Source organism: Micromonospora sp. CA-259024 (genome assembly GCF_050936255.1).
In the GTDB taxonomy this organism is placed as follows: domain Bacteria; phylum Actinomycetota; class Actinomycetes; order Mycobacteriales; family Micromonosporaceae; genus Micromonospora.
Genome location: NZ_JBNJND010000001.1, coordinates 2,926,338 through 2,943,922, shown reverse-complemented (window position 1 = coordinate 2,943,922; position 17,585 = coordinate 2,926,338). Strand labels below are relative to the sequence as shown.

The 17,585-nt window shown below is 70.2% G+C and carries 10 protein-coding genes and 1 pseudogene; 9 read left to right on the top strand and 2 right to left on the bottom strand.

All coding sequences use genetic code 11. The features are described 5' to 3' along the window. Window positions 1-37 precede the first annotated feature (37 nt). The 6 genes and pseudogenes from ACQEUX_RS12750 to ACQEUX_RS12725 form a co-directional block, all read left to right on the top strand. Window positions 38-574, top strand: a pseudogene (locus ACQEUX_RS12750) (GNAT family N-acetyltransferase); the annotation flags it as partial. Window positions 575-1,403: 829 nt separating this feature from the next. Next, on the top strand, window positions 1,404-2,279 hold the full coding sequence (locus ACQEUX_RS12745) for a DUF4132 domain-containing protein (RefSeq protein ID WP_433046077.1): 876 nt from the start codon (window positions 1,404-1,406) through the stop codon (window positions 2,277-2,279). Further along, entirely contained in the window at window positions 2,276-7,006 is a 4,731-nt protein-coding gene (locus ACQEUX_RS12740; RefSeq protein ID WP_433046074.1) for a hypothetical protein, read from the top strand. Before ACQEUX_RS12745 ends, ACQEUX_RS12740 begins: the two co-directional genes overlap by 4 nt. Further along, window positions 7,003-8,118, top strand: a complete 1,116-nt coding sequence (locus tag ACQEUX_RS12735) for an ATP-binding protein (RefSeq protein WP_433046071.1) — start codon at window positions 7,003-7,005, stop codon at window positions 8,116-8,118. Before ACQEUX_RS12740 ends, ACQEUX_RS12735 begins: the two co-directional genes overlap by 4 nt. Further along, complete coding sequence (locus ACQEUX_RS12730) at window positions 8,111-11,557, top strand: DUF5682 family protein (protein ID WP_433046068.1); 3,447 nt, start codon at window positions 8,111-8,113, stop codon at window positions 11,555-11,557. Before ACQEUX_RS12735 ends, ACQEUX_RS12730 begins: the two co-directional genes overlap by 8 nt. After that, window positions 11,554-13,320 (top strand): hypothetical protein, encoded by a 1,767-nt coding sequence (locus tag ACQEUX_RS12725; RefSeq protein ID WP_433046065.1) that lies wholly within the window; start codon window positions 11,554-11,556, stop codon window positions 13,318-13,320. The genes ACQEUX_RS12730 and ACQEUX_RS12725 overlap by 4 nt, the downstream gene beginning before the upstream one ends. A 472-nt stretch (window positions 13,321-13,792) precedes the next feature. On the opposite strand, the gene cspE is transcribed toward ACQEUX_RS12725, so the two are convergent. Further along, window positions 13,793-13,996: a transcription antiterminator/RNA stability regulator CspE gene (cspE, locus tag ACQEUX_RS12720; protein ID WP_013283833.1), complete on the bottom strand. Its 204-nt coding sequence runs from the start codon at window positions 13,994-13,996 to the stop codon at window positions 13,793-13,795. Between the two features lie 512 nt (window positions 13,997-14,508). Here cspE and ACQEUX_RS12715 point away from each other — a divergent pair. The 3 genes from ACQEUX_RS12715 to ACQEUX_RS12705 all read left to right on the top strand — a co-directional run bounded on the left by ACQEUX_RS12715 (window position 14,509) and on the right by ACQEUX_RS12705 (window position 15,983). Beyond that, window positions 14,509-14,754: a hypothetical protein gene (locus tag ACQEUX_RS12715; RefSeq protein WP_433046062.1), complete on the top strand. Its 246-nt coding sequence runs from the start codon at window positions 14,509-14,511 to the stop codon at window positions 14,752-14,754. 39 nt (window positions 14,755-14,793) lie between these two features. Continuing rightward, window positions 14,794-15,477, top strand: coding sequence for a hypothetical protein (locus ACQEUX_RS12710; RefSeq protein WP_433046059.1), 684 nt, complete (start codon window positions 14,794-14,796; stop codon window positions 15,475-15,477). A 278-nt stretch (window positions 15,478-15,755) separates the two neighbouring features. Next, window positions 15,756-15,983, top strand: coding sequence for a hypothetical protein (locus tag ACQEUX_RS12705; RefSeq protein WP_433046056.1), 228 nt, complete (start codon window positions 15,756-15,758; stop codon window positions 15,981-15,983). Between the two features lie 347 nt (window positions 15,984-16,330). Here the strand turns inward: ACQEUX_RS12705 and ACQEUX_RS12700 are convergent, their stop codons facing one another. Continuing rightward, on the bottom strand, window positions 16,331-17,584 hold the full coding sequence (locus ACQEUX_RS12700; RefSeq protein WP_433046053.1) for an iron-containing alcohol dehydrogenase: 1,254 nt from the start codon (window positions 17,582-17,584) through the stop codon (window positions 16,331-16,333). Window position 17,585: the final 1 nt, after the last annotated feature.

Genomic DNA, 17,585 nt, shown 5'->3' with positions numbered 1-17,585 from the left:
ACGTTCACACAACATCCGTTATGCAAATGGAGGTTCCGTGTTCGCCACCGCGCTGCGCGACAATGCCGAGCTGCGGGCGCTCGAGCCGCAGCACGCCGAGGAGTTCCTGGCCCACCTGGACCGCGCCCGCACGCACATCGCACCCTGGGTGGGCGCGAGCTTCGTCGCGTCCGACCTCGACGCCGCGCGAGCGGTGCTCCAGCGCTACGCCGACGGCCAGGCCGCCGACCGGCAGCGCCTCTACGGCATCTGGCTAGACAACACCCTGGTCGGTGGCACCATGTTCGTCAGCTTCGACCCCGCCCTCGGGGTGTGCGAGATCGGCTGCTGGCTCGAGCCTGCCGCGGAGGGACAAGGGCTGATCACCCAGGTAGTCCGCATGATGATCGACTGGGCCTTCCAAACACGCGGCCTGGCCCGCGCTGAGTGGTGCACCCTGCCCGACAACACCCGCAGCATCAACGTGGCCAAGAGGCTTGGTATGAGCCTCGACGGCACGCTGCGGCAATACAATCCGGGCACCGGCGGGCTCCGGCGCGACAAGCAGATCTGGTCCGTGCTCGCCACCGAATGGCCTGAATCCACCCAGCCTGGAGGAGGTGCCGACGTCAAGGTCGAGCTCGACCAGCTGATGCGCACCTTTCTCGGCGCGTTCACCAACACCGGCGGCAGCGGGCCGGACGTCGACGTTATCCGTGAGGTGTTCATTCCACAAGGGACGATCATCATGAACGTCGGGGCCGAACCCGTGATCTACGACCTCGACTCGTTCATCGCGCCTCGGGAGAAGATCCTCACCGACGGGACGTTGACTGAGTTCTCCGAATGGGAAGTCGCCGAGCGCACCGAGATCTTCGGGTCGGTCGCGCACCGGTTCAGCCACTACCGCAAGTCCGGTGTCCTCGACGGCGAGTGGTTCGAGGGCTCCGGCCACAAGACCACCCAGTTCGTCCGGACGCCCGCCGGCTGGAGGATGAGCTCGATGGCCTGGGATGACGTCCGATGAAGGACCCGACCTGTCCGTCACTGCGATGCGGGAACGCGCGCCAGGCGTCGGCGGTGTGCGCGAGTTCGCACAGCTGGTCGAGGTGTACCGGCCACTGCTGATGGCGGCATCGACGTCGAGGAAGTCGCGGGCCATGTTGGGGCAGTCCGATAGATCACGACCGCGTCGGTGCGTCCGGCGTATTCGAGCATCCAGTCAAGCACCCGGCCGGGAAAAGTAGCTGGTCATCAGACTGTGGAGATGCTCTGCCGGCAGGTATCCGTAGAAGGTGGGGTCACCGCCATCGGAGACAGTGGCCTGCGCACTCGAACTCCGGCTGCACCCCCGCGGACGGTGATCTCGAGTGTCAGTCGCGGGTGGCAGAATCCCGCTCACTGCTCGGCGGGAGGAGATCAACATGGGCTGGCTGGCGGCCGGTGCCGACTATGAGGTGAGCCTGGAACGCGGGAAGGTGATCGCGCGTAACCGCCAGGGCAGGCTGCTCAAAGGCCTACCGAAGGCGTTGCGTGACACCGACGTGGTCGTCGGCTTGCGGCAGCTCTCGGAGTGGTTGAAGCGGCACGAGGTTTCCTGCCGGCGGGAGGTTGAGCAGTGGATGGTGCGGTCGCTGCCCGTGCCGACCAGTGTGATCTGTGAGGTGTGGGCAGACGACGCGTGGCGGACGGCGCTGCGTGATCTGGTCGTCGTGCCGATCGACGGTGCGGGGCGATGGGACACCGACCGCGCGGGGCTGCTGCGTGACGCGGACCCCGAGAAGGGTCTCGGTGTGGTGGACCTGGACGGCGAGAGCGGCCGGCTCACCGCCGTGCAGGTCGTCCTGCCGCACCCGGTTCGCCTGCCTGATCTGGCAGATCTGCGGGAGTTCGCTGCGGACCTGGAGGTGCGGCAGGAAACGCTGCAGCTGTTCCGGGAGGTGTGGGCGCGGCCGGAGTCACACGACGAACGGCGGCGCGAACTGTCCCGATACGCCGGGGCCCGCTACAAGGAGTTGCGCCACGTGCAGGCGCGGGCGACGTCGGCGGGCTACCGCGTGCAGGGTGGCGCTGCCTCGGTGCGGGTGTGGGAGGACGGCGTCCCGATGGTCGCGTCGGTGTGGATCGGCGAGGGCGATCCGCTGTACGAAACCGAGATCGGCCCGCTCTATTTCACCGATCCGGAGGGGGAGGCGGTGGCGTCGGTGGCTGTGGGGCCGGTGGCGTGGTCGGAAGGAATGCGGATGGCGGCGAATCTTCACGCCGGACGGGTTGTCGACGAGGACGGTGAGCGGGCGTGAATGAGGCGCTGTTGGAGGCGGGGGCGATCCTGCCTGGCGGTGAGGCGCAGACCGAACGTGATGTGGTGACCGCGCGTCGCTACACCCATCCGGCGCTCACCGGTCGCACCGTCGTCCGTCTGGCCGGGGCGACCCTGGGCGAGGCTGAGGACCTGTCGATGGAGTTCCTCGGTTTCAGCCGTACCGCCGAACCGACGCCGGTGGGCACGGCCCGGCGGCAGTCGCTCGGGTTCCCGGCCTGGGCTTTGATCAATGATCCGGCGAATGGTCGGCACGCGCTGGCGATGGTCAAGGACATGGCGCGGCTTGCCCGAGCCGCCGCTTCCAAGCCGGGTAATGCCCGCGAGGGTTATCAGCAGCTTGCTGCCCGGCTGGGTGCGGCGGCGCCGCATTTCCTGCCGACGTTCTGGGAGGAAGCCGGGCGGGCGTTCCGCGCCGCCGACAACTCCCGGATGGCCGGCGGCTGCTTCGCCGAGGCCCGACGGGCCGAACAGGTGCACGGGCTGCCGGTGGACGAGGAGCGGCTGCGGGAGGTGCATCTGGAGTTCGCCTTCGCCGGTGCGCTGACGGCGAAGATGCTGACCGAGTATTCCCGCGCGGTCGCGACGCGGCGGCCGGCGCCCGAGGCGTACGAGCTGGTGCGGACCCTGGCCGTTCGTCGCGTCGCTGGCGGGCTGCCGCCGTACGCCGGGATGGCGGAGGATCTGCGGCGGCTGGCGAAGGTGGCCGGCGTGGACGTCGAGGAGCAGGCCGAGGCGGTGATCCGGCAGTTGCTGGCGTTCCCCGCGATGACCCGCTCGAGCGAGGCGGTGTGGAAGGCGTACCGCAAACCCCTGATGCGGCTGGCCAGGCATGACCCGGCGGTGCGCGTGCGGTTGGTGGAGATCTTCCCCGAGCCGCCCGGTTGGTCCACCGACGTCACCGACTTCTGGCTGGAGCTGCTGGACGCGGCAGGCACGCTCGATCTGCTGCGTGACGAGGCGGCGACGGTGTCCGCGGCGCGGTGGCTGGAGCGGCTGATGGCGCTGCGGGAACGGCGCAGCCGGCGTCGTTGTGAGCGGCTCATCCGCGTCGTGGCGGACCTGGTGCCTCGGCTGCGGGCGGAGGGCCTGCCGGTGAAGTTGTGGAGCGACTTCGCTCACCGGGCCGACCTGGACGTTCTCGACGTGTGCCTGGCTGGCGGGGTGCCGGTGGTGATCGACACCGACAACGGTGCATTCAACGTGTCCCCCTGGGTGCACGACGTCGGCCCCGGCCGGCGGGACCTACGCGCCGTGGCCGCCGATCCCAGATGTCGGGTCCTGTTGGCGCGGGGGGCCGCCGACGCCCTGTCGGAGCTGCACAACAGGCAGGGGTCGGGGCCACTGCCGGCGCGGTTGGTCACTGAGACGCTGGGAACGGCCGGTCTGCGGGAGGTGCTGTCCGAGCTGCTCGTCGAACGCGCTGCCCGGGTGCCGGGGGGTACCCTGATCGGCTTGGACGAGGCGCTGTCCCAGCTCGCGGCCGTGTGGTCGCCCGCCGGTGCGGCGTTGGCACCGGACGCGTTCAGCGCCTTGGCGAGGGTCGACGTGCCTGCGGTACTCGCCCGGTCACTGCGGGCCGGCTTGGTCGCGGAGTTGTCCTGGCCGGCCTATGAGCAGGTGGCCGAGGACAAGCTCGGCCGACGCTTCGGCGACGGTTGGCCGCAGCTGGTGGTGCATGACAATCGGACGGCGCACGTCATCGACGTCGACGTCCCGACCAGCGAACACATCTTCCGGTATCCGCCCTCGGACAGCCCACACGCGCGCAACTCCTACACCGAGACCACCTGCCGGCTGGTCAATGGGCAACTCCTGGTCACCTGGCACAGCACCAGCGGCCGGCTTGTCGGCTACTGGTCGGCCGACCCGGACGTGCTGGTCGAGCCGGGCCAACCGACGGACCACGCCCTGTGGGGCCGCCGGTCGTTGCCGTTGCCGCTGCCCGACGGCGCGATGACCACGGGCAGTCGGCCCTGGCACGCCGGGGACACCCGCAGTCCGGCCGCGACGCATCCGGTCGCTTGTGACGGCATCTCGTTCTGGCGGTGCGAACCGCCCACCGACCCGATGGCCGACGAGCGGCGCTGGCGCGAGTACGACCCGGCGACGGGCGAGGGCGGCCGATACAGCCTGCCCGCGTTCTTCGCCGCCGACCTGCCCCCGGGCGCGACCCTCCTCGCTGACCTGTGCGAGTTGCGGCCGGCACCGGCACAGTTCACCTCGTCGCCGCTGGGCTGGCGCGACGGGCTGGTCGGGTGGCGGGTGACCCGCCTGCCGGACGGCACACAGGTGGGGGAGGGGATCGACGGACGGCGGGTGTCCTGGCATTCGAGCGCGGTCCGGGCCAGCCCCAACCCGTTCCACGGCGACGCGCTGGTTGCCGGCCTCCGGCTACCGGGCAGCGACGTCGTGCTACCGGTGACCGGGCGGCCCCATCACCGGGCTGAGTTGGAGCTGACCGTGTGGAGTGCCGATGGCCGAGAGCCGGTGGACCGGTGCCGACCATCCCGGCATCTTCCGCCGTTGGCCTGGTGGCACGCGCTGGGCCCGCGCGATGTGCCGGGCTCAGCCCGGCTGCGACGGCTCGACGCCGCCGATGCGGCCCGGTTGATGGCAATCGGCGACACCGTCACGAAGTCCACCGAGATCAACGCGGTGGCGCTGGCCATCGTCACCGAGGTGCTGACGCAGGTGACCGACCCGGTGCTCCGCACCGCCCTCGCGGAGAAGGTGGTGCGCGCGGTACGGCTGCAACGGCGGCTGAAAGGGCTGCCGCAGCTGTTGGCGGCCGAACCGGTCGACGAGGGCACGGTCGAAGCCATCGCCGATGATGTGCTGCGCACCGCCTGGTCCGGGCTGTTGCCGGCGGAACGGTTCACCTACTACAGCGGCAGCGCCCAGACGCGGCGGGAGGTCCTTCGGCAGGTTACCGCGGTCGCCGACCTCCTCGCGGCCGGAACGGTCGAGGACGTACCGCAGGCCAGCCCGACGTGGGTGGATGCCCTCGGCGGACTCGGCGCCCTGGCCGTCCGCGCCGCCGCACCGGTCACCAATGAGCAGGACCGCCCAGCGCTGACCCAATTGCTGTCCACCCTGGCCGGTACCGTTTTGACCGACCCGGCACAGGCGGTGCGGGTGCTCACCGTGACGTGGGACGAGGAACCTCCGGAAAGCCACCGGGTCATTCAACGCGACGGTGCGCAGGTCACAGTGCTGCTGCCAGAACGCGGCCCTACCTGGTACGCCGGGCGGAGCAAGCAGTGGCGCCGCACGGCCGTGCAGCTGTCTCCGAGCGGGCGGTTCACCCCGCCGTCCGGCGCCACGGTTGAGGCGGAAACCGTCGCGGCGGGCTGGCGCGGCGCTGATCGCATCAGGGCGTTCTGCCGGTTGCTCGCCGAGCAAGGCCCGCCCCCATGGCGCGCCGATTGCGTCGACGACCTGGTGCAACGCACCGGCATGACGCGAGCGGAAGCCGCTCTCCTGCTGGCTGGCCTTCCCGGCATCGACGACTGGCAGGCGAACTTCCTCACCGCCGACCAACGGCGCATCCTCGGGGTGAACAGCACCCAGGCGCGCACAGCCCGCGACGCGTTGAAGTCCCTGTCATACGGGCACCGGATCGCGCTGGTGGACGCGGCGATGCCGCAGGACCCGGCCGATCTGTGGCGGAAGGGCCCGGACGTCGACCGCCTCGCCATGGCCTGGCTGGCACTGCGCGGCGCCCGCGTCGTCATCGGCGAGCAACTGCTCGCCGACGCCACCCGCGTCCTGCCCACAAACCGAGCGGCCGACATCCTGCAGACGATAGCCAACCCGGCACCTGGAAGCTGGCTGACCACCGACGGCGAAAGCCAGCCCGGCGACTGGGGCCGGCTAGAGACCACCACCACGAGCGGAACCCCGTTCGACGGCAACCACCTGTACGGGTGCACGGTGGCACTGCTGTGGCTGGCCTACCAGCTGCCGTGGGGTGACCCGATGCGTGATGCTCTACCTCGGGCGTTGGAGCTGCTGCGGCAGCGGCTGCGCAACCCACGGCTGCTGATCGGCGCCGGACGACACGAGGTGGACGAGCCACCCCAGGTGGGACCGGCGCTGGTGGCCGGGCACGCTTTCCGGGACATGGTCGTGCACCACCTCGCCCCGGCCCGCCTCAGCGGACCGCAGGACCCGGCGGTCAGCTTCATCCCCGGCCCGGTCGCGGACACGCTGCGGCTGGTGCTCTCACCGGACATCGCCGCCGTGCTGTCCACCCCTGACGGCGCCAGCGGAGAACACCGCGACCCCCGGGTCAGCGCACCCGACCTGGTCGACGCCGTCGCAACTCACACCGGCCTCGACCGGGACCCGGCCGGCTATTACCTGCAGCTGCTCGCCCTGCCGAACCCCACCGACGTCAACGTGCGGACCTGGAACGCGTGGAAGCCCGCCACCCTCAAGCACGCCCAGGCGGCTCTGCTCGACTCCGGACTGGTGGTGGCAGGCAAGCGGGAACGTGCCGGCCGTGGCGTCTTCCTGCCCGGCGGCTGGCTTGCGGCGAAGAACCCCACCCCACCCATGGAGAGCTGGAAGCAGCCGCTGTACCTGTTCCTCAACGGGTTGACTCTGGTCACCCGCACGACGCCGGAGCTGTTCCGCACGGCATGGGATCGCGTGACCGCCGGTGACAAACCTCGCTACCTCGACCTGCAGGAGAAGGCGTGAACGCCCGACAGATCGACCCGCCGGAGCACCTGTACGCCGACGAGCTGGCGTTCCTGGCCGCCGCCGACCGCGGTCCCCGCCCGCCCGGCTGGCAGCTGACCCCCCAAGCGGTGGTGACGTTCATCGCCGGTTCCGCCGGCCGCCCGGTGCCGGGCGCTGACGGCCGGCAGGTCACCATCGCGCCGAAGTTCGTGGGGGAGCGGGCCCTCATCGAGCGGTGTGTCGTGACCCTGGCCGGTGAGCGGGGCCTGCTGCTCGTCGGTGAACCGGGCACCGCCAAGTCGATGCTGTCCGAGCTGCTCGCCGCCGCCGTGTGCGGCACAAGTGCCCTGGCCGTGCAGGGTACGGCCGGCACCACCGAGGAACAAATGCGCTACGGCTGGAACTACGCGCTCCTGCTGGCCAAGGGACCGTCCCGGGAGGCACTGGTGCCCTCACCGGTGCTCACCGCCATGACCACCGGCGCGGTCGCCCGGGTCGAGGAGATCACCCGTTGCCTGCCCGAGGTGCAGGACGCTCTGGTGTCGATCCTGTCCGACCGTCGGTTGGTCCTGCCCGAACTCCCCGACGACTCCGTCGCCTACGCGTCTCCTGGCTTCTGCGTCATCGCCACGGCCAACCTGCGGGACCGGGGCGTGTCCGAGATGTCCGCGGCGTTGAAACGGCGGTTCAACTTTGAGGTGGTGCCTCCGATCGCCGACTTCGACGCCGAGGTCGCCCTCGTCACCCGGCAGGCCCGCGCCACCGTCGAACGGGTCGGCGCCGCGTACACGGTGGACGAGGCGGTGCTGGAGACCCTGGTGACCGCCTTCCGCGATCTGCGCACCGGCAGCACCGTCGAGGGCTGGGAGGTGGAACGTCCGTCCTCGGTCATGAGCACCGCCGAGGCGGTCGCCGTCGCCGCGTCGATCGGCCTGTCCACCGCCTACCTGCCCGGCCCGGACCCGTTGTCCCTGCTCCCCGGGCACCTGGTGGGCGTCGTGCGTAAGGACGACCCGGCCGACCACGCGCGGCTGTTGGCGTACTGGGACGGCGCCCTGCGCCGCCGCGCCGAGGCCGGCGGCCGGATGTGGCGGCAGCTGTGGGAACAGCGTGATGTCCTGCGTGACTGACGACAGCACCGCTGACGACCCGCGCGCCGCCGTCGCACGCCTCTCCGACGCCGGCCGGGTCGCGCTGATCGGAGTGCGGCATCACTCGCCGGTGCTCGCCGCCGCGATTCCCGCCCTGCTGGACGCGGCCGCCCCGGACGCGGTGCTGGTCGAGTTGCCCGCCGACATGCAGCCGTGGCTGACCTGGTTGGCGCACCCCGACACCCAGGCGCCGGTCGCCCTCGCCGCCGCCAACGCTGACGAGGGCGGCCCGCTCGCCTTCTACCCGTTCGCCGACTTCTCCCCAGAGTTGGCCGCGCTGCGGTGGGCGCAACGGCGAGGCGTGCCGGTCCACTGCTGCGATCTTCCGCTGAGCGACCCGGCGTGGCAGGAACGCCCGGCAGCCGTCGAACCGCAGGTGAGCGGGTACGCCGACACCGTGCGTGCCACCCTGACCGGTCGGACCGGAGACGACCTGTGGGACCGCTGGGTCGAGGCGGCGGCCCCCGGCTCACCGCCCGAAGCGGTACGCCGGTCGGCGCTGGCAGTCGGCTGGGCGCTTCGCAAGGATGCCGCCGACGGCATCGGCGCCCTCGATCAGCGGCGCGAGGCGTGGATGCGGCAGCAGATCGCGGAGACCTCCGGCCGTCTCGCCGTCGTCGTCGGCGCCTTCCACGCCCCCGCCCTGACCACACCCGCTCACCCGGCACCCACCACACCACCGACACCCGATGCCGAGGCGCCACGACGAACCCCCGTCATCTCTCTGGTGCCGTACTCGTTCGACCTGCTCGACGTGCGATCCGGCTATCCCGCCGGGATCCGCGATCCTCGCTGGCAGCAGGCTGTCCACGATGCTCACGCCGATCCCAGCGCGCTGGCCGCCCACCTGCGCGGTTTCGCCGTCGAGATCACCCGGCACCTGCGGGACCAGGGACACCCCACGGGACCGGCGGAGGCCGCCGAGATCACCCGGCTCGCCCACGATCTGGCCCGACTGCGGAACCTGCCCGCCGCCGGACGCGGTGAACTCGTCGAAGCGCTGCAGACCGTCCTCGCCCAGGGCGACCCGGCCGGCCGGGGCCGAGCGGTCGCCGCCGCCATGCAGCACACCCTGATCGGACAGCACCGCGGTCACCCCTGCCCGGACACACCCGTCTGCGGGCTGACCCCCGCGACCACGGCTCTGCTGCACGAGCTGCGCCTGCCCGGCCCCGGTGACCCGCCCCGCACCGTTCGCCTTGATCCACTGCGTACCCCACTCGACCGGCGACGAGAGGCCACCCTGCAGCGACTGCTCGCCTGCCAGGTGCCCTATGCCGAGCCCGCCGAGACCACCACTGCCGAAACCCTCACCACCCGATGGCGGCTGCACTGGCAGCCCGGCACCGACGCCGGGCTCGCCGCCGCCAGCCCACACGGTGTCACCCTCGCCCAGGCCGCCGCCGGCATGCTGAACACCCGGCGCCGCCGAGAGGTGGCCGACGGCGGCCCCACCGCCGCACAAGCTGTCGCTGGGCTCGCCCGCGCCGCCGCCTGCGGCCTACCCGACGCCGTCGACGTCCGCCTCGCTGACCTGCACACCGCCGTGACCGGCACCGCCACCCTCGCCGAACTCGCCACCGCCAGCCAACTGCTCCAGCGGCTGCACCGGGGGCACATCCCCGCCACCCCGTCACCACCGGCTGGCCTCGACGAGCACCTGACACAGCTGCACGCCGCGGCGGTCCGCGCCATTGACGGGCTCGCCGGATCCACCGACCTCGGGGACGCCCGCGCGCTGCTCGACCTTGTCCGGCACGCTGACGACAGCGGCCACCTGCTGCGGCTCGGCCACGCCGTCAGCCGCCTCGCCCGCGACGGATCACCGCTGATGCGGGGAGCGGCCCACGCCGTCCAGGTACTGCTCGGCCTCGCCGCCCCCCACGCGTTCGGCGTGGTCCTGGCGTCCTGGTCCGAGATGCCGGCCGCAGAATGCACCGACCGACTCCGCGGAGCGCTCAGCCTCGCCGGCGCCCTGCTCGAAGCCGGTGGGGACACACTGACCCCGCTGCTGAAGACCATCGACGGCTGGGACGACGACCACTTCATCCGCCGGCTGCCAGCGCTGCGCGGCGGCTTCGACGCGTTGAGCCCCGCCGACCGGGACCGTGTTCTGGACACCGTCCGTCACCGCATCGGCGACGTCGACGCGACGGTGAGCGTCGCACCCAGCCTGCTCGCCGAATGGCTCGCCGTCGACCGGTCCGGCCGGCAGGCCCTGACCGCACTCGGGCTCTCTGCGGGCGGAGGCGACAGAAACGCCGAGTGCTCGGCTCCACCACCGCCCCCGGCAGAACCCCACCCGGCTTCCCGACCGCAGACGCTGCCCGCCGCGCAGCGCTGGCGGCTGCTGCTCGGCCGCCGCCCCGACGACCTGCCACCGCACGCCCGCCGGCTCGCTACCGCTCTTGATGAGCTGTACGGCAGCGGCAGGGGAGAAGGCTCCCACACCGCCGCCGGACCTGGCGGTGGGCGACAACCCGCATACCCGCAGGTGCGTGACTGGGCCGACGACCTCGAAGCGCTGTTCGGCGCCGCGGTACGCGACGAGGTGCTCGCTCGCGCCGCCGAACGCGGACGTGCCGACGCCCTGCTCACCATCTCACCCGAAGACGTCCGACCCTCGGTGGAACTGCTGCACACCGTCCTGGCGCTGGCCGGCGGGCTTCCCGAGGCGCGGCTCAACCGACTGCGCCCACTCGTCGCCAGGCTCGTCACCGAGCTGACCACGCAGTTGGCCCGACAGATCCGACCAGCACTGACCGGGCTCGCCACACCACGACGTACCCGCCGACCCACCGGGCGCCTCGACCTCGGCGCCACCGTGCACGCCAACCTGCACACGGCGCACGTCGACTCGGGTGGCGCACCGCAAATCCGCCCCGAACGGTTCGTTTTCCGCAGCCGTGGTCGACGCAGCGTCGACTGGCAGATCATCCTCCTCGTCGACGTATCCGGGTCGATGGAACCGTCCACGATCTGGGCGGCGCTGACCGCGTCCGTCCTGGCCGGCGTGACGACCCTACGAACCCACTTCGTCACCTTCTCCACCGAAGTAGTCGACCTCACCGACCGGGTCGCCGACCCGCTCAGCCTGCTGTTGGAGATCAGCGTCGGCGGCGGCACCCACATCGCCACCGCCCTGCGCTACGCCCGGCAGCTCGTCTCCACCCCCAGCCGCAGCCTCGTCGTGCTCGTCAGCGACTTCGAAGAGGGACATCCCATCGGCGGGCTACTGGCCGCCGTCCGGGCACTCGCCGACGACGGGGTGACCCTGCTCGGCTGCGCCAGCCTCGACGACCGAGGTCAACCCCGCTACAGCACGGCCGTCGCCGGGCAACTCGTGGCCGCCGGGATGCCCGTCGCCGCGCTGAGCCCCACCGAACTGGCCCGCTGGATCGGAGACCAGGTCCGATGAGCCTGCCCGCCGTCGCACCACACGTCGTCGCCGACGCCGTCGCCGCCCTCCCCACCCGGCTGCGTTCCAAGCTCGACCAGGCTATCGAGAAGCAGCCGACCTGGGACATCACCACGTCCGACTCTGGCGCGACGATCACCATCGACGACCACGTCACCGTCACCCTCACCACCCCGGTCGAGACCGCGGACGGAGCCGCCTGCAATTGCCTGCTCGCACCACGCTGCCTGCACCGAGCCGCGGTGCTCAGCGCCGCACCCGTCCTGACCACGCACCCACACCACGCGGCCGCAGCCCGATCGGACGCGGCCACCGCTGAGGCCGTCGTGACCACCGAAGCCGACCCGCCCGATCCCGCCGCCCCGTCCGCCACCGCCGACGAGAAGGCCGCCGCCACCCAGGTGCGCGACGTCGTTGCGCAGATCCTCGAACACGGGATGGCAGGCGCCGGCGCGGTGACCCAGGCGGACCTGCTCCGCGCCATCCACCAGGCACGCGCCATCGGACTGCCCCGGCTGGCGACAGCCGCGACCAGAGTGGTTGAACAACTCCGCGCAGCCCGCCGGAGCACCCCCGGGTTCCGGCTGGCCGACCTCACCGAAGATCTGCGCGAGGCACTCGTCGTCTCTCACCTCCTGAGTGGAGGCATCGGCGACCAGCGAACCGCCCGGGGTACGAGCCGGCGCGGCTACGGCCCGGTCGGCGATCTGCACCTGTACGGGCTGTGCACCGAGCCGCTGCGCACCACCACCGGGCACGTTGGCGCGATCAGCTACCTGACCGACGGCGATGCGACCATCTGGAGCCTGGCGCAGGCACGTCCCGGCGATGGCGACACAGCCCGCAACGCCGCTCAGGCAAGCGTGAACCTTGGCGACGTGACGATCAGCCACCGGGAGTTGGACCGCGCCGGGGTCATCGTGATCAACGCCCATGCGTCCGTCGACCGGCGCCTCAGCCACGGCAGGACAGTGCAGGCCGTACGAACCACAGGCCGCACCTGGCACGAAGAACCAGCCGACGCCCTCTGGCGGCAACCGATCCCCGAACAGGCCGCCCGCTGGCTGAACGCCCTCGACCTCGCCCAACACGAGCGGCCCGCCGGTTACGACCTCGCCTTCCTCGACGGCGTCCTCACCGCCGACCAACGAGGTCTACTCCTGCAGACGGCGCAACTGCCGGGGCCGGTCATCGTCCTCGCTCCACACGATGATCCGGTGCTCCCGTATGTCGCGAACCTGCGCCTGCTCGCCGCCCACGCCACCGCCATGCCGGTACGGATGATCGGACGCTTCCACGGACCCCGCCAGGTCCACGGTCTCGCCGTTGCCGCGCCCTGGCTGCCGCACCGCTTCGGCGGACACGTCGACCTAGGTATCGACCAGCTACAGCGCGCCGACCTACCCGACGCCGCAACCACGGAGCCTTCCGGCACCGACCAACCGCAACCGCCGCTGCATCTCCTCGCCCACCACCTGCAACGGGTTGTCGCCGCTGGCCGCGCCGCGCTGGTGCCGGACGTCGACCGGGACGCGCAGGCGCTCCTGGACGCCCAACTGCCGACAGCCGCATCCGTGCTGCGCGAACTACGGCGGACGGGGCACCGGCGTAGCCGCGACGCGTTCGGCCGCTTGAACCAGCAGGATTCCATCGCCCTTGCGGTGGCCTGGCTGACGGCTGCGACCTATCACAACGCTGCGACGACAGCCGCAACCGCAGGATCATGGCAATCCAACGGCAGCGGCGAGGGGATTCGGCAGTAGGAACCGCCCGAATCAAGGCGGCTCGCCCTCCACGAGCAGGTCATGCACGAACGCGACCGCATGCGGCGCACCCTGTCCCGATGTTGACGGGACGTCCTCCGATGGGGGGAGCGGGGCCTGGTCAGTTCCGCGTTGTCCTGTCGCCCTGCCTCCCCGTTTACCCCCCCGAAAACCGCCGTCGAAAGATGACAACCAATGACAAGCCTTGAAGGAGAAGGCTTGACATGAGTTTCCCGTGGGTTCGAATCGCCTCGGTCCGCTGAGCTGTCTGGTTGGACAGCTGCGAGGGTGAGTAGCCGATCCATTTCGGCCACAGGCAGCGTCGGTGCTGCGGCGCTCGTTTGCGCCACCACTCGCTACACCGAGAGGGCCGACTTCTGCCGATCAGACGATTTGAGACGCCGTGGTGAGCGCATGAAACGCCGAACGGCGGCCCGCTGAATCAGTCGGGCCGCCGTTCGCAGAGTGTGGATCAGAGCGGACGGATGTTCTCCGCCTGCGGGCCCTTCTGGCCTTGGGTGATGTCGAACTCCACCTTCTGATTCTCGTCGAGGCTGCGGAAGCCGCTCGCCGAGATCGCGGAGAAGTGGGCGAAGACGTCGGCGCCGCCGTCGTCCGGGCTGATGAAGCCGAAGCCCTTGTCGGCGTTGAACCACTTCACGGTACCTGTAGTCATGTCTGCTCCTCGCAGGCTGTTAGAGACCGCACTGTGCGGACCCTTACGCCGCCGCGTTGATCACCCGCGTCGAAACGACACGAAAAACGAAAAGCGCCTGGAAGGGTTTCAGATGCCCCATCAGGCGCTGGAAAACGTCTACGGAAATCAAAACTGCAACTCGGCTACCGTAGCACATGATCTGTCGTCGATCCGATGGAGGTGAGTGGACCTGGTCACTTGGCTGCTTCATCGATGCCGCCCTGGCCGCAACCGTGAAGCGAACGTCGACCAGGCCGTCGCCGCCGCGACCACCCCTGCGGCCGGCTCGTGCTCGCCTTGGCCGCAATGCACGCTGTGCGCGCACCAGTCAGATCCGCGCGCTGCGCCTTGACGACGTCGACCTCGGCAACTGGCACAGCGTCGTCGCCGGCTGGGTCCGGCCACTGGATGACCTCACCCACCAACCCCCGCACCAGTGGCTGGATCACCGGAACCGCCGCTGGCCAGGCACCGCGAATCCATACCTCCTGATGAACCAGCAGACCGCGACGGAGGTCGACCCGCTGAGCACCTTCTGGACCAAGAACGTGCTCCGCAGCCACACCGCCCTACCTGGAGCGTCTGTGCGGAGACCGACAACTCGAAAACTCGCCCACGGCGGTGACCCGGTGCGCCTGGCTGCGGTCTTCGGTATCGACGCCAAGACCGCGATCCGCTACGCCACCACTGCCCGCCGTCTCCTGGAATCCAATCCGGAACGGCACACCAGCGAATAATCCTCTGTGTCGGACCTCGGCTTCGTCGATCATGAGCACGTGACGCGCACCGAGAGCTACACGCTGGCCGGGTTCGTGGCTGGCTTCCGCTGGATGCCAGCCGGACAGGACTGGACCGCCGACCTACCGCGCGTCGTCCCCACTGTCAGCGACTGCCTCGCCCATTTTGTCCCGACGGACCGGGACATCGAGCCGTGGCAACAGTCTCTGTTCGAGCCGTGGCACCGATCCTTCCAACAGGCAGCTAATGCCGTCAGGCATGCGCCTTCGGAGTCCCGCACCGCTCACGTGCTGAGCATGAGCGTGGCGGCAACGGTGGCCACCGAGCTGGCGACCATGATCGAGATGTGGATCGGCGACCTTCCGCATCCAATCCGGATGAACCTCGCGCAATCTGCGGCCGCTCCACCCGGCACGATTCTCGGATTCGAGGTACTCGGCTTTGACGCCGGCCGCTTCCACAGCTGGCTCTGCTACCGGTTGGATACCCAGACACTCGACACGCTCGGCATCCGGCCGGGGGATGCTGCGCTGCTGACCACCCTCAACGATGCACAACAGGCCGCTGACATGGCCAACAACAACCACGGCACTCAGGACGGCACCCCTGAGGACGTCAGCTGGTTTCCCGCACTCATCACCGAGCACGACATCGACGAGGCGGTCCGCAGTTCGCCGGAACCCGCGGTTCCGCCAAGCGTAAGGGCCAAGCGGAGGCCTTAGTCCGTCCTCACCCACCTTCAGTTCGCGTGAACCCGCGGGGGTGGCGGCTCGATAATGATCTTGATAAAAACGCAGGACCTCACCGTTGAGGTGGTGACAGGTGACGAGAATCGGGTGTTGACGGACGCTGTGGGACCGGGCACTACGCGGATCGTTCTGCCCCGTTCGACACCGAGCAGCTGCGGGTGTCCCTCCTCGACAGCGCGCTGGCCGTCGTGGCCGCAACAGCCGAGACGGCTGGTCGAGCGTCGGAGATCTGGAGGCGCCCGGAGGCTTACGTGGACGACGATGTAGACAGCCTCGCCATGGAGCTGGACAGCCTCGATCCCGAGGACGTCCTCATCGCCGGCCGCCTGGACGGCACTGAAGTGGACGAGTTGGCCCGGTTCCACCAGCTCGACGACTACGTGGTCGAGCGGGTCGGCCCTTCGGGGGTGGCCGAGGTCACCGACACCGGGGCCGGCTGTGCCAGCGTCTCCTGGCAGATACGTCTCACCGACGGCTGATCCTCCCGGCCCCTCGCCGGCAGGGTTAGTCAGCACATCGAGAGCGAACTGCACGGCGGAATGCAGCAGCACGGGAGGAAGTGAAACGGGATCCGCGGGTCTTTGGTCCGATAGCCTACGACCCAGCGCACGAGATGGTGCTGATCCCCGATCACCCGTACTCGCGGGAGCGTTTGCCGGACACCGATTGAGCACATTCGGAGCCACGGCATGATCCGACGAACGATCATCCGGGGCGGATCAGCATTACTGCCTGGTCGGGGTGAGTGACCCGAGGAAGGCTGCGACGTCGGCGCGACGGCGTAGCCGAGCATTCCGACACCCAGGGTGGGGCAGGGAACTCGTCGTCATGTGAATGGCCGGTCACTATCTCTGCTCGGAGTCAGGACGTGTCGGGTCCGCTCCCCGGTCCAGGCCGCTTCGAGGATCGCGGTCAGGCTGGCGGTGTCGGTCGGGCCTGGATGGTTCTGGATCAAGCGGGTGACGCCACTGGCCATCTCCGCGAAGCGCGGGAGGTCGGCGCGTGCCACGCCGATGTCCGCCAAGGTGGGAGGGATGCCGATGTCGGCAAGGAGCCCGTCGAGCCAGGTGAGGAACGTATCTGCGGCCTCGGCCTCCGAGGCGTCGGTCACGTCGAGCCCGCACACCCCGGCGAGGATGGCCAACCGGTCGCCGATGGCATCCCTGGCCGCGTCCAGCGCGTAGGGCAGTAGCAGCCCGACGCCCAGGCCGTGCGGCGTGTGCGTGGCTGCGCCGATGGGGTACTGGAGAGCGTGCGGGGCCGCGTTGCCCGCGTGGGAAAACGCGAGACCGGCGAGCATGGACCCATAGGACATGTCCGCGCGCGCGTCCGTGTCGCCTCCGTCCCTGACAGCACGACGCAAGCTACGGGCGATCCGCTCCGCGGCCCGGAGCGCGTAGTGGTCGGTGATCGCGTTGCGGCCGAGGAACACCTGCTCCACCGGATCGCGCGGTCCGTGGACCCGGGGTCGCGCGGTGTAGCTCTCCACCGCGTGACAAAACGCGTCGATGCCGGAGTGGGCGGTGACGGTCGCAGGGCAGGTGTAGGTGAGTTCGGGGTCGACGATGGCGAAGTCGGGCACGATGTGGACGCTGGAAACCCCCACCTTCAGCTCGCGGTCCGGGTCGGTCAACACCGAGACGGGTGTGAGCTCGGAGCCGGTGCCTGACGTCGTCGGGACCGCGACGAGAGGAATCGTCGGGCCCGGCACCTTCGACTCGCCGTAGAAGTCGCGCGGCGTCCCACCGTGGCGCCGGATGACGCCGACGATTTTGGCGAGGTCGATCACCGTGCCACCGCCGATGGCGAGGATCACGTCGGCGTCCACCTCGGCGGCGACCGAGACGGCGAGGGCGACATCGGCGAGTGGCACGTCTGGGGTCGCGTCGGAAAACACCTCGACGACCTCGACCTTCTCCCGCACGGCGGCCACGATCTCGGCCACGCCCGGCTGCCCCAGAAGAACCTGGTCGGTCACGATGAGGACTCGCGAGCCACTCTCGGCCACCACTCGTGGGATGTTCTGCGCGACCCCTTCGCCCACTATCAGCTGGCGTGGTCCGCGGACGGTCTCAAGCATG

Bases quoted from the DNA above. Each gene is read 5' to 3' on its own strand.
- ACQEUX_RS12745 (WP_433046077.1), top strand. From the start codon at position 1,404: ATGGGCTGGCTGGCGGCCGGTGCCGACTATGAGGTGAGCCTGGAACGC.
- cspE (WP_013283833.1), bottom strand. From the start codon at position 13,996: ATGACTACAGGTACCGTGAAGTGGTTCAACGCCGACAAGGGCTTCGGC.
- ACQEUX_RS12725 (WP_433046065.1), top strand. From the start codon at position 11,554: ATGAGCCTGCCCGCCGTCGCACCACACGTCGTCGCCGACGCCGTCGCC.
- ACQEUX_RS12700 (WP_433046053.1), bottom strand. From the start codon at position 17,584: ATGCTTGAGACCGTCCGCGGACCACGCCAGCTGATAGTGGGCGAAGGG.
- ACQEUX_RS12715 (WP_433046062.1), top strand. From the start codon at position 14,509: ATGAACCAGCAGACCGCGACGGAGGTCGACCCGCTGAGCACCTTCTGG.